Origin of the sequence: Canibacter zhuwentaonis (genome assembly GCF_018531145.1) — a bacterium.
Taxonomy (GTDB): Bacteria; Actinomycetota; Actinomycetes; order Actinomycetales; family Microbacteriaceae; genus Canibacter; species Canibacter zhuwentaonis.
Genome location: NZ_JAHDSZ010000001.1, coordinates 270,260 through 283,261 on the forward strand (window position 1 = coordinate 270,260; position 13,002 = coordinate 283,261).

Here is a 13,002-nt window from a genome sequence, read left to right on the forward strand (position 1 = left end):
AATGAGTAAAGAAATTTTCACTCCTGAACAAATTGCCGAATTATTAGCGGTTGACGAGCAGTCTGTTAAAAAACCCTCACAAGAACAGAAAAAAATCATCACAGCAGAGCTTGGCGCGCAGTATCTTGTGATGGCTGGAGCGGGTTCCGGTAAAACCGAAACACTGTCACAGCGTGTGCTCTGGCTTGTTGTTAACGGGTATGTTAAACCCACAGAAATTTTAGGACTGACCTTTGCAAACAAAGCAAAAAAAGAACTTAGCGAGAGGTTACAAACCAGACTCGCGTTGTTTATAACTAACGCGAGTGATCGTGCAAGCGGTCTTAACGGTGAGCAAAAGGCACGAGTTGATGAGCTAGCGAAACTAAAGTTTGCCGAAGGCTTTAACCTGCCCGATGTTTTCACCTATGATGCTTTTGCAGGGTCTCTTATATCAGAGTTCGGAGGAAACGTAGGGCTGCGCTCGAATATGAATATTATTTCAGAGTCGCAAGCGCAAATGCTCGCCTATAAAATGCTGAAAAAAATTGACCACTCTTTACTAATAAATCTGGGTGATTCAAACACCGATGAGATTATTAAAAATATCGTCAAGCTTGAAGAAACAATGACGAATAACGATAGCGATGAGGAGATAGTTTCTGCGGAGATTACGAAGCTTGTTAAGTTACTTGAAGGTCTAACAACAGGTGCCAATACCAGGACAGCGCAAGGCAAGCGGGATGAAGTGGTTGCTGACATTACCTATACTAAAAACCTACTTCCGCTCGTTGCTGAATACCGGGCTTTCAAACGCAAAAACAATATGTTCCGGTTCTCGGATCAGATGGCAACTGCAAAAAAGATCTTCGATAAGAGCGAACACGCCTTAAACACTATTAGGAATCGTTATCGGGTTGTTTTACTTGATGAAGTGCAAGACACCTCAGCCGGGCAGACGGAGCTCTTGTCGAAAATATTCAGCGGGCTCACTGTTATGGGTGTGGGGGATCCACACCAGTCTATTTACAGCTGGCGCGGAGCATCCGCCGATAGTATGTCCAAATTTCTGGAGCACTATCGCGGTGATAAGCAGCTGCTCGGCAAGCAGTTTAGTATTTCCACCAGCTGGCGTAACTCTGAGAAGGTTTTAGAGGTTGCTAATCTAATTGCAGCCCCTCTTAGGAAACTTGTCAATGTTAATTCTGAAATGAAAATGGACGTGAAAAAGCTTAAGGCTGCGCCAAATGCTGAAGCGGGCAGTGTTGAATGTGAAATTTACGAAACTTCTGTTGAAGATGTTCAAAACACTGCTAAAAAAATCAAAAAGTTGCGTGACCTGGCTGCTGCTGAAGGCAAAGAACCTCCTACCATTGCAATTTTGTGCAGGAATAATGATCCGCTGCCTAACTATCAAAAGGAGTTACAAAAAATCGGAGTGCCAGCAGTGGTAGTTGGTAGCGGCGGGATGCTGGCTACTCCTGAAATCATGGACTTGCTGTCGATGCTTAGAATCCTCAGCGACTCAGATGCTAGCAGTGCGCTTATTAGAATACTAGAGGGTCCGCGCTATCGCATAGGTTTAGGTGATTTAGCAGAGCTAACTAATTTCGCCAGAGAGCTGCAAAAAGCAGATAGCAAACGCATACCGGAGAGTGTTGTAGACACTTCAAAGGAACACTATGAGCGTATTGTCACCAATGTGCTGGCACTTGACAGACTAGCTTCTTTAGATTCCGATTCCGAATTGCTGCAAGACTTTAGCGAAGAAGGGATTTTACGTTTACAACGAGCGGCGCAAGATTTCAGGGAGCTGCGGCGTTACACTACGGGATCTATTCCAGACTTAATCATGGCCTGCGTTGCGCATTTACGGCTTGATGTTGAGCTCCTGGCACACCCGAAGTTCCGGGATTTATCTACGGGGGAGGTTAAAATTGACCCACTAAGTAATATTAACGATTTTGTGAGATTTGTTGAGGATTATTTGAGGGCGAATCCGGCTGCCGATTTAGTAGAAGTGCTACAGTGGATTGAGATTGCTCAGCGTGAAAATGATGACCCCGACAAAAATATTGAAGTTAGTCGAGAAGCTGTGCAGCTGCTTACAGGGCATAAAGCAAAGGGACTTGAATGGGACTTCGTGTTCATGCCGGAAATGCTATATTTTGTTCCTCGGGAAACAAGCATCGGTGAATTAAAAAAAGCGAAGCTGCTACCGCAGCTTCGCAAAGACTCAGATTCAGATAGTGTGGCAGTGCCCGAGTTTAAGGGTATGAAGCGTATCGCAGATTTCATCAATTCAAATGGTTCGACAGGCAAGTATGCGGATTATATTGCCTCGGTGAAAGCAGAAAAAGTGCTAGAAAGACGTAGGCAGTTATACGTAATGATTACAAGGGCTAAAAAATCACTATTTTTATCCGGTAGTTTTTGGAAACCGGGCAGTGCCACAGCAAACATGCGAGATAAGAAGGCTAGCCTTGCTTATCTAACCGAGATTGAAACAGTTATCGGCAATATTCAAAATAAAGAGACTAAATTAGATAAAAATCCTTTGCATGACTCCGGTAAAGTGGTGTGGCCATTAAACCCGCTGGGATCTCGGGAAAACAAAATTAAAAAAGCCGGTGATGCAGTGGCTGAACTGTTAAACAAAGCTCGCAAGGGTTCGAGTGAGCCTCTAGCGAAGCTCAGCTTGTTAGACGAAGAGTTGCTACGCGAACACAAAGCCCGCAGCGCAGGCGTGCTTGATGTCAAGCCTCACGTTAATGCGTCGTCGTTTTATAAGCTGCAGGAGAACCCTAAAGAGTACTGGCGCAATAATCTGCGACCTGTTCCGGAAGCGCCGTCTCGCAGGGCTGATATCGGTAACAGATTCCATGAATGGGTTGAGCGGCAGTATACAACCGAGATAGGAAAGAGCCTTCAGATCTCAGGGCTTGAGACGCGAGAAGTGCCTCACCGTAGTGAGCTTAATTACGGCACTGAGCATCTTGAAAAGATGAAACAAAACTTTGCGGAATCAATCTGGGGCAATAAGCAGCCATTGCATCTGGAACTGGCACTTGAGAATCCGTTTGCTGACTCATCTGTTAGATCAAGAATTGATGCGATCTACGAATGGGAAGACGATACTGAGCAAGAGAGCACAATTGAAATTGTCGACTGGAAAACAGGTGCTTTGCCAGAAAACACTGGCAACAATATAGCCTCCGAGTTCCTGCAGCTGCAAATATATCGCCACGTGTACTCGCAGCAGTACGATGTTGCTCTTGAGCGGATTAACGCCACCCTGTTTTACGTTGCAGAAAACAGGGTCTATAAACTCAAAGACCTTCCGGCAGCAGAAATATTAAGCTTTGCAGAGCTTGAAGCTATATATTACGACCGCAGGAAGCAGGCTGCGGCAGAGTAAAATAAGATAGTCCGGTTACAAATTACTGCATAGCCGAGGTTGTGTTTAAGGTGTTGGCGTTTTATCGCTAAAATCGTCGTCAGCAGTAAACACTCGCCCCTCATCTAAACTCGAGAGAGTTTCCGTGGTGTTAAAATTCTGATGTTGGTAAATTATTTTGTCTGCATCAGACAGAATCTCGTTTACGGTTTCAGGATTATGAGCCCTGTTTGTCGTAACAGAGCTTACCGCTGCAGTAGGTGCAGTTTGCGTTACAAGGTTGTCGAGTAGATTCTCAGCGTCTGCAATAATCTCTTGATCGTGAGTGGCAAAACCGTGCAAAAGCCACTTTGCCAGTTCCAATTCGTGATAAAAACGGGCTCGTTTGATAACTCGTTCTTGTAATTCCGATTCTGCGGGATAGGCCGCTTGCAGAGCCCGTTCAAGAACTCCGCTTGAAGCACCCGCCAGCCAAGCAAAGTCGATTGCGGGGTCATCCACCGCGAGCTTACCAAAACCCACCACTCCAATAATTTTATCTGACTGTACAATAAAACTGCTGTCAGCAGCAGATCCGTGCACTGTTACGGGAGCGAAATCCCAGAGCTGATTGTTTTGCAGCACCTGATCCCAGCGGTTTTTCACCGCCACCGGCAGCACCCTGGTGTTCGAAGCGCGCTCAACCAGACGAGCGGTAGTCGCGCGAGACTCAAGAGCGGAGCGCACTGGCAAACCGCTGTTTTGCACAGTGTCTAAAGGGATTTGGTGTATCCTACGCAATGCGCCTGCAATTTCAGCAATGATACTGGAGTCAGCTTCCAGCTCGGATATAAAAAACCGTTCGCCCGCAATAAAAGTGGTTACAACAGCGGGATAATCCTGCCACTTGGTTACACCCAAAAGGTGTGGTATCGTAAAGCTAAGCGTGCTTCTAACACCGGAGGTTAGCGCGAGCAGAGCCGTGTTTTCGCCGTTTTGATCCGCCACCGCACTATCATTCTGTGGGATTCGGATAATAACCTGTCCGAGATTACTTTTTGCCACAGCGGAGGTAAAATGATTCGCGTCGTTATAGCTGTGACTGCGAATTCCACACACCTTAATATTAGGAACCGCATCAACGGCTAGTGCTGCTAGGGTTAAACTGGAGCTGACCATATATCAAGCGTATGCAACTGTGGGGAGTATCACAAACCGCCACGCGCAATTTAAGAAAGCAGGTTATCTTATGCACTCAAAAGCTGAAAAAATACTGCTCGAGTTAGACGACACCCAGCGTCAGGTTGCGATGTGCTTGCGCGGTCCGGTCGCGGTTTTTGCGGGTGCGGGAAGCGGTAAAACTCGCACAATAATATATCGTATAGCCTACGCCGTTGCATCTGGCGAGTTTGCTTCCGAGCAGATTCTAGCACTCACATACACGCGCAAAGCTGCCGCCGAGATGAAGACCCGGCTTGCTGTTCTCGGCATAAAAGGCGTGGAGGTCAGAACTTTTCACTCACTAGCGCTCGGGCAGTTGCAGCACTACTGGCAGAGCGTTATTGGTGGGCAAAATCCTTCCCTGGTGCGCAACACGCGCGAGATTACAGCGCGGGCGCTGGAGCGCGTTAATGTCTTTCTGAGCTCTGCAGCGCTGGCGGATCTTGACTCAGAAATAAAACTGCGAAAAACAAATATGCTGCACTACGAAACTTATGAAAAACTAATCGGAAATAAACGCAACCCGGGCGGGCTAACACCGCACCAGGTTGTAACGGTTATGAGAGAGTATGAGCGGCTCAAGCTGATCGACAAGCAAATTGACAGCGAAGACAGCATCGCGCTGATTACAGCCCTGATTAAAAGCGAAGAGTATATTGCGAGCAAGATTCACGCCGGGCATCGGTTGATAACGGTTGATGAGTACCAGGATATTTCCGCGCTGCAGCAGGCGTATCTTGACGCGCTACTCGGCAAAAACCGCAATCTGTGTGTTGTTGGTGATGTGAGCCAGACTATTTTTAGTTTCGCCGGGGCGAAACGAGACTATTTACTAAACTTCAAACGCCGCTACCGTGATGCGAAAGTTTTCGAGCTGACGCACAGCTACCGTTCAAGCCAGCAAATTATTAGCGCGGCAAACGCCCTGATGAGCAAACAGAAGGGAAGCCTAGTTTTGCGCAGCAGGCATAAAAAGAACGCTGAAGAGGTATCCTGTGTGCAATTTGGGAACGTTGCAATCGAGTACGCTACGATCGCAAATATAATCCGCACGCAGCTGCGGGGCGAGCGCACAGCCTCGCAGATCGCAATTCTTGCGCGCAAGGGATGGCAGCTTGAAAAGATTGCCGATGTTTTGCGCGCAGCGGGTATTCCGGTGAAAGAACGAGATAAGCTAAAGTTTTTCGAACGCCAAGAAGTTAAACGGGTGCTCTTGCACCTAGCAAGCTTAAACAATGTTGAAAAATCCTCGGTATTACCACAGTTTCAAATAGTAACTGACGTACTGCGCCGTCACGGATGGTCGCCAACCAAGCCGCAATCGGTTAGAGAGTTTGAAGAGTGGATGTACCTCAACGCTTGCAACACGATTATCTCAAAAATGATGAGTGAGGGCGACTCGCTTGCTACAATCGTTGCAAAACTGCATGATATGGCGGCGCGCGAATACGAGCCTGAAATTGAGGCGGTGACTCTGAGTACGATCCACTCGGCAAAAGGCCTTGAGTGGGAGTGCGTATACCTGACAGGTTGCGCAGAGGGCATTCTGCCCGCGAGGCAGAGCCTTAAACACGCGCACCGTATTGACGAAGAGCGTCGCCTGGCGTACGTCGCATTCACTCGCGCTCGCACACAGCTGCGCATCTCCTTCAGCGCAGACTCTGGAGGTGACAAAGACGCGAGTGTTTCTAGGTTTATTACGGAGGCGCAAATTCCGGTGCTGGTGTCAGAATAGCAGCAATCCCCGTCTATCAGCTAATATTACCGTATCGACACGGGCATTGCGGATCACTATCAACTCTGTTCTTAAAGGGCACAATAATTCCGTCTGAGACTCTAAAAATGTATTCAAAGGGTAGCTCAAATATTGCCTCCTGAGCTATTAGCGATAAAATCTGCGCTAGCAGGGGAGCGATCTGGGCGATGTTTGCGCGAGTTTCTGTTGGTGCCTGCTGCGCCATAAGTTGCGCGGCAAGAACTGGCAGGTTGTGGTCTGAAGCGATCCGCTGTTTTTCTACGCAAGCCGGGCAGGGATAGCCGTGCGCGCTAATAAGGGGACCAATTCGCACCTCAGAATCACTGAAAACAACAGGGATCTGTGGTATTGCAAGGCGCGTGAAGTACCCGCTGTCGGAGTGATTTATCAGAAATCTGTTTACTGTAACAACGGCATCATACGACTGCGAGCTGAGGCGAGCACCCTGGACAATTAGCGCAGAGGCAATCGCCGCCGCGGTTATTTTTGCGTCTTTATCATTAATCAGCGGCGGTGTGACGGTGAACTCGGCTGTTTTTTGAGGCGCCGCAGTAGGCTCACCTGCGCCGGGCAGGAGCTCCAGCACGGGTGTGAGCACGCGTATCAGTTCGTCAAACTCTGCGCCGTAAATATTCATCCGCTTGGCGATTATGTCGAGCCTGGCAGGGCTGGCGCCGATAGCGAGTGCGTTAATTACGGTGTTCGCGCCGGGCGAAAGGTTTTTGAGCACTAAAACGGGCGCGCTGAAGCCAAACCTGAGTTCGTCTTCGTTCTGCCATGCCACCGCATAGCGCGGGTTGAGCCTAATAATGCAGTCTGTTGTTTTATTATCCATAGCAGATAATATGCCAGACATTTTTTCAACGGCGCGTTTTTATCCACAGGCGCTCGCTCGTTACTTTTCTGGCGGCGGATCAAACCCCGGCTGCGGCTCGGTTGCTGCGCCATCATAGCCACCGTTCAGGAGCTTCTGCAGATCTTCGTCTAGCTGCTGAGCAGACTGGGTTGCGGGGTTGTCAGATGGCGTGTCGTTAATCCTGTTTAGCAGGAGATCAAAGGCTGCAATCTCGTCTCTTGTGGGCAGTAAATCGGGGTGCTGCCAGAGAGCATCGCGCTTTTTAACCCCTATTTCAGAGGTTAGTTTATGCCACACCTCGATTGACTTTGTGAGCTGTGCGGGCTGCAGTTCTAGCCCGATGAGGATCTTAAAAGCCTGTTCCGCAGGTCCGCTATTGGCGGCATTGCGGCGCTGCATAAGCTCTTTAATTGCGCTAGCGTTTGTAAGATGCTTTGTCGCGTTGGCGGTAACAGCGCTGACCCATCCCTCAACCAGCGCGAGTAGGTGCTCGATCTTTTTGTGCACACGCTGCTGCGCCTCTGTTACTGGTGGTTTCAACAAATCGGCGTTTAAGATACTTTCGTGACCGTCAGCTTGATCCGCTAATTTTTCTGCGAGTTCTTCAAAATATGAGGTATCCGCGTAAAAGGCGTCAGCAGATTCTTTAATATACCCGATTATCTGCTGTCGCAACCACTTTGCCTGGGTGAAAAGTCGCGCGTACGCTAGCTCCCGCACTATTAGGTAGTACAGCACTTCAAGTTGCGAGTCTTCGTAGTTAGCAGCAAATTGGTGCATATTTTCTGCGATAAAACAACCGCCGCTGAAGGCTTCATCTTTGCTCAGCGGGACTCTAATATCCCCGCCGCTGAGCGCGTCTTTGGCGACGCTGCCAACCGCCGTGCCGAATTGTGTTCTAAACACTGTTTTGCTCGCGTTTTTGAAGAAGCTGGCTATGTTTTGTGCGCTCATTTTGACGTCATCTCCGAGCTGCTCTGAAACCAGCTTGCCGGCGGTTTTCGCGGAGGCGTTGTTTACCGGTTCTGCGTACTCCATCCAGCCTTCCAGCGTGGCATCGATCCACTCTTTCCTGCTGGTTACCTGCGGCGGTTTATGGGTTGCGCTAAACGCAACGGTTTCGTCGAGCCACGAGTTTAACATGGTTATTCCGTCACGAATTTGTCCGGTAGTTTTTTGCACCTCTGGTGTGTCATACAACTGGTTGTCGTTGATGCCGGCCACCTTGTAGGCTGTGTTGCGCGCCGTTGCAGCATCAGCAGGAGCGGCATTTGCCGTCGCACCGCCGAACACAGTGAAAGATTCGTTCATCATCGCAAGCATTTCCCGTAGCTGCTCGCTGTCAATCTTCCCTGCCAGTTTGTTTATGTCGCTTAAATTGACGCCACCTTGTTCTAGCGCTTTTTGCAGCTGCGCGAAAAACTCTTCGGGTGTGAACTCATTCTCGTTATCTTCGCTGTCGCTCAAGTTAAACCTCCGATTTGTATCCTGTGATATCTAAAATACAGGTTTTATGTATTTAATCGCTGATAAATTACCTAACTGTGAGATCGTTTGAACCAGCAGAAAACCGGCAGAGCACGCCCGCTACTGAGTGCCAGTTCGCCCGTACGCCCAAGCGACGCGGTGCAAAGCGCACTGTGTGGTTTAGCGTCGCAGTCGGGCTAATTATCGCGACCGCTTTTGTTGTGCCATCTCCTTATATTGTTGAGCGTCCCGGCGGAGCCATTGACACCCTCGGCGAGGTGCAGGTTAAAGAGGGCATAAAGCCAATTATCCGGGTCGATAAGGAACTCGCATCCGCCGCAGAAAACACTGGTGAGCTACGTTTCCTCACGGTGAGTGTGTCGGGCACAAAAGAGCGCCCGCGCAGCTGGGGCTCGCTGCTGATCCCGCTGTTTAGCGAGGCAGAAGATATTATCCCCATTTCTGTGATTTATGGCAGTAACGAGAACGACAAAGACGCTCGCATAAAACACGCTGCTGAGATGCGCCAGGCGCAGCTAAACGCAACGGCAGCGGCATCTCGCGAGCTAGGGCGTGATGTGCGCGCAAAAATTATTGTGCAGCAGTTAATTCCCGATTTTCCGGCGGCGGATCAGCTGCGCGAGGGTGACCAGATAGTTGCTATAAACGGGGCTGAGCTGCGATCCGCCGAGCAGCTTGTTGCCGCAACCACGGCGGGGCAGGGAGCTGTGGCGCAGTTGCAAGTGCGAGCTAGTGACGGGCAGACCCGCACGGTGACGCTGCAGCCTAAAAAAACCGAACACGGTTACTTTTACGGAATACAGCTGCAGACAGAATACGAAAATTTGCCGCGGGTTGATTACAGCATTGAAAACATCGGCGGTCCGAGCGCTGGTATGATGTTTGCCCTGTCAATTATTGAAAAATCTCTTGACGAGGATCTTACCGGCGGCAGGAAAATTAGCGGCACAGGAACTATTAACGGGGCTTCTGAAGTAGGGCCAATTGGCGGGCTGAAGCAGAAAATACACGCGGCGCATCAAGCGGGGAGCGAGCTGATGCTAATGCCTGTTGAAAACTGTGAGGATATTCCAGAAAGAGTGCCAGCGGGAGTGTTTTTGCAGCCTGTAGAAAATCTCGGGGAGGCTGTGCAGGCTGTGCGTGATTTCCGGGACGGTAAAAAACTTGTGGGAACAGCCAGGTGCAAAACTGCGAAATAGTTCGCGCCCGCACAAATTTGCTTGCGCGGTTTTTTCAGGTTGCTAAGCTATAGTGTTTAAGCAGTTCTATAGTTAATAAAGCACTACCTTAGGAGGGGCCTTTGACCTCACTAAAATCGCGGCCTGCAAGCCGCCCTAAATTGTCACCGTTGTTAATAACGCTCATTGTTATGGGTCTTTTAATCGCCGCGTTCTTCGCCGGGGCCGGCATTTATACCGATGTGCTGTGGTTTCAACAGCTTGACTATCTGCGCGTTTTCGCAACGGAAAGAATAGGTGTTGCGGCGCTGTTTGGGCTGGGGTTTGTGCTGATGTTCGCGGTAGCCTGGCTCACAATTTTTATTGTGCGCAAAAACCGCCCGGTTTATGCCAGTGCTAATGTTTCCCGCGATTCTTTAACGACTTTAAGCAAGCCGTTGCAGTGGTTTGTGCCTGCTATTCTTGCGTTTTTTTTTGGCAACGCAACCGCTGGATTCTGGCAGAAAGCGATGCTGTTTATTAACAGTGAGCCAACGGGCAAAACCGATCCAATTTACAATATGGATCTGCAGTTTTTTATGTTCCAGCTGCCCTTCTTTAATGGCGTTGTGGGTTTTGCGCAAACCGTAATTCTGCTCTGCCTGCTGCTCACGGTTGTTTTTGCATACGTTTATGGAGGTATCAGCGTAGTTGGTAAAGAGCTGCGGATATCAAAAGCAACTAGGGTGCAGACCGCTATTTTCGCCGGATTGTACGTGCTGAGTTTTGGGTGCTCATACTGGCTTGCGCAGTACAACAAGCTAACAGACAGCTCGGGTCTTTTCACGGGAGCTGGTTATTCTGACGTGAAGGCAGCTATTCCCGGTTTACAAATTCTCGCGGTTATTGCGATACTGATTTCGGTGATGTTTTTTGGCACCGTGTTTATTGGTAGGTGGCGGTTGCCAATAATCGGCGTTGCCGCGTTTTTGGTGTCTTCGCTGGTGCTGTCCGTTGGTTATCCTTGGAGCGTGCAGCAGTTCAAAGTTGGTCCCGATGAAAAAAGCATAGAGGCTGAGTATATTAAACACAACATTAACGCCACTCGCGACGCTTACGGTGTTGCCAACGTTGAGATGCAACGCTACGATGCGGTGACAACCGCAGAAGCTGGCGCACTGCGCAACGACGCGGTGGCAACAGCCAACATTAGAATTATTGATCCGGCTGTTATCGCGCCAACTTTCGCGCAGCTCGAGCAGAGCAAACAGTATTACAAGTTCCAAGAGTCTTTGAGCATTGATCGCTACAACCTTGACGGGCGTATCGAAGACACCGTTTCAGCACCCCGCGAAATCGACGTGAGCAGCCAAAAAGGCTGGTACAACCAGTCTCTTGTTTACACTCACGGCTACGGGCTGGTTGCTGCTTACGGCAACCAGCGCTCGCCCGGTGGTGAGCCGGTGTTTCTTGAGAATGGCATTCCAACCGCGGGCAAGCTGGGTGATTTTGAGCCCCGCATATATTTTGGTCGGAACTCGCCTAAGTATTCGATTGTTGGCGGCGAGCGTGAGAAACCGATTGAGGTTGATTATCCGGCGGATGTTGAAAGTCCGGCAGCAGCCGCTATTACTGATGGTGAAATAAACGACAAGCAGGTTCTTGAGGGAGAACAGGCGGATACGGAAGTCACGGATGTTGCAGGTGAGCGTCAAAATCTCACAACTTTTAAGGGTGACGGTGGACCCGTTTTGCACGGTTTTTTTGAGAAGCTGCTCTACGCGTTAAAGTTCCAGGATATGGAGCTGTTGTTGTCTGACGCGGTTGTGCCCGGCTCGCAGATCCTTTACGATCGCGATCCCGTGCAGCGCGTTGCCGCAGCGGCTCCATATCTTACGCTCGACAGGCAGCCATACGCCTCGGTCGTTGACGGGCGAGTGGTGTGGATTATCGACGGTTACACAACGAGCCGTAACTATCCATACTCAAAGGTTAGCGACATGGGCTCGCTGTTATTGGACGCTGATAATAACAACCGCACCGGCGCTAAATACATTAACTATATTAGAAACTCGGTAAAAGCAACGGTTGATGCCTACAACGGTAAAGTTACCCTCTACCGGTGGGATGAAACTGATCCGGTGCTAAAAGCGTGGCAGAAAATCTACCCTGACACTCTAACCTCTGCCAGCGAGATGAGCGCTGATCTGCTCAGTCACGTCAGGTATCCAAACGATATGTTTAAGGTGCAGCGGGAGATTCTGGGTGACTATCACGTCACGGATCCGGGCGCTTTCTACTCTAAGGAGGACGCGTGGCGCACTCCGGACAACCCGGTAAGCCGCGCGCGAACCGTTAGCGAGGTTGCAGCCGATGGCATCAACTCGGCCGCTGATTCTGTGCGGACTCCGGCGCAGCCACCGTACTACCTAACGCTTTCGGCAGGTCACGATAAAGAACCAACGTTCTCAATATACTCAACGTATATCCCAAATCAAACGGGAGCTAACACGCGAGATATTTTGACGGGTTATTTGGCAGCTGATTCCAATGCCAGCACGGGCGAAAACGGTGTTATTAACAATAACTACGGCAAACTAAGAATGCTCGTACTGCCAAAGGGAAGCGCGATTAACGGTCCCGGTCAGATGCAGAACGCCTTTAACACCGACCCTGAAGTGTCGCGAGTGCTCAACATTCTCGAGCAGGGCGAAACGAACGTTGTCCGCGGCAACCTGCTGACGCTTCCCGTTGGTGGCGGGCTACTGTACGTGCAACCGGTTTATGTTAAAGGATCATCCGGAAGGGGATTCCCGCTGCTGCAGAAGATTCTTACATCGTTTGGCGATAAAATCGCTTTTGAAAACACGCTCGACGAGGCTCTGGACAAGATTTTCCAGGGTAATTCGGGAGCACAAGCGGGCGACACAACCGCGGCAAACAGCACGGATAAGTCAGCCACCGTTCCAAAGACAGATGCTCTTGCAACTGGTAAACAGCCGGCGGGCAGTGGCGATCTAAACGTCGCGCTAGAGCAGATGCGCACCGCCTTGAAGTCACGTCAAGAAGCCCTGCAGAAGGGTGACTGGACGGCCTATGGCGAAGCGGATAAACTGCTACAGCAGGCTATTGAACGCGCACTGCAGCTGCAGCAGTAAAGGATTAGCGT

At 49.8% G+C, this 13,002-nt stretch carries 7 protein-coding genes and 1 pseudogene; 5 read left to right on the forward strand and 3 right to left on the reverse strand.

Annotated features, from left to right (window positions below; genetic code table 11):
- Nucleotide 1: 1 nt before the first annotated feature.
- Together KJY78_RS01255 and KJY78_RS06855 are read left to right on the forward strand one after the other, a co-directional pair.
- Nucleotides 2-3,397, forward strand: a complete 3,396-nt coding sequence (locus KJY78_RS01255) for an ATP-dependent DNA helicase (protein ID WP_214336662.1) — start codon at nucleotides 2-4, stop codon at nucleotides 3,395-3,397.
- A gap of 39 nt (nucleotides 3,398-3,436) precedes the next feature.
- Nucleotides 3,437-3,505, forward strand: a complete 69-nt coding sequence (locus KJY78_RS06855; protein WP_369804427.1) for a zinc finger domain-containing protein — start codon at nucleotides 3,437-3,439, stop codon at nucleotides 3,503-3,505.
- Nucleotides 3,506-3,814: 309 nt separating this feature from the next.
- On the opposite strand, the pseudogene KJY78_RS01260 reads toward KJY78_RS06855, so the two are convergent.
- A pseudogene (locus KJY78_RS01260) lies at nucleotides 3,815-4,534 on the reverse strand (phosphotransferase); the annotation flags it as partial.
- A 70-nt stretch (nucleotides 4,535-4,604) separates the two neighbouring features.
- Between KJY78_RS01260 and KJY78_RS01265 the strand changes: the two are divergent.
- Nucleotides 4,605-6,311, forward strand: a complete 1,707-nt coding sequence (locus KJY78_RS01265; protein ID WP_214336666.1) for an ATP-dependent helicase — start codon at nucleotides 4,605-4,607, stop codon at nucleotides 6,309-6,311.
- Between the two features lie 16 nt (nucleotides 6,312-6,327).
- On the opposite strand, the gene KJY78_RS01270 is transcribed toward KJY78_RS01265, so the two are convergent.
- Nucleotides 6,328-7,188 carry a hypothetical protein gene (locus tag KJY78_RS01270; protein ID WP_214336668.1) on the reverse strand — a complete coding sequence of 287 codons (861 nt, stop codon included), beginning with the start codon at nucleotides 7,186-7,188 and terminating at the stop codon, nucleotides 6,328-6,330.
- A gap of 39 nt (nucleotides 7,189-7,227) precedes the next feature.
- Nucleotides 7,228-8,655 carry a zinc-dependent metalloprotease gene (locus tag KJY78_RS01275; RefSeq protein ID WP_214336670.1) on the reverse strand — a complete coding sequence of 476 codons (1,428 nt, stop codon included), beginning with the start codon at nucleotides 8,653-8,655 and terminating at the stop codon, nucleotides 7,228-7,230.
- Nucleotides 8,656-8,732: 77 nt separating this feature from the next.
- On the opposite strand from KJY78_RS01275, the gene KJY78_RS06770 reads away from it, so the two are divergent.
- Nucleotides 8,733-9,875 carry a YlbL family protein gene (locus KJY78_RS06770; protein WP_214336671.1) on the forward strand — a complete coding sequence of 381 codons (1,143 nt, stop codon included), beginning with the start codon at nucleotides 8,733-8,735 and terminating at the stop codon, nucleotides 9,873-9,875.
- 140 nt (nucleotides 9,876-10,015) lie between these two features.
- Entirely contained in the window at nucleotides 10,016-12,991 is a 2,976-nt protein-coding gene (locus tag KJY78_RS01285) for a UPF0182 family membrane protein (RefSeq protein ID WP_284675961.1), read from the forward strand.
- Nucleotides 12,992-13,002 lie beyond the last annotated feature (11 nt).

Excerpts from the sequence above, each read along its gene's own strand:
- KJY78_RS01255 (WP_214336662.1), top strand. The coding sequence starts at position 2 with ATGAGTAAAGAAATTTTCACTCCTGAACAAATTGCCGAATTATTAGCG.
- KJY78_RS01265 (WP_214336666.1), top strand. The coding sequence starts at position 4,605 with ATGCACTCAAAAGCTGAAAAAATACTGCTCGAGTTAGACGACACCCAG.
- KJY78_RS01270 (WP_214336668.1), bottom strand. The coding sequence starts at position 7,188 with ATGTCTGGCATATTATCTGCTATGGATAATAAAACAACAGACTGCATT.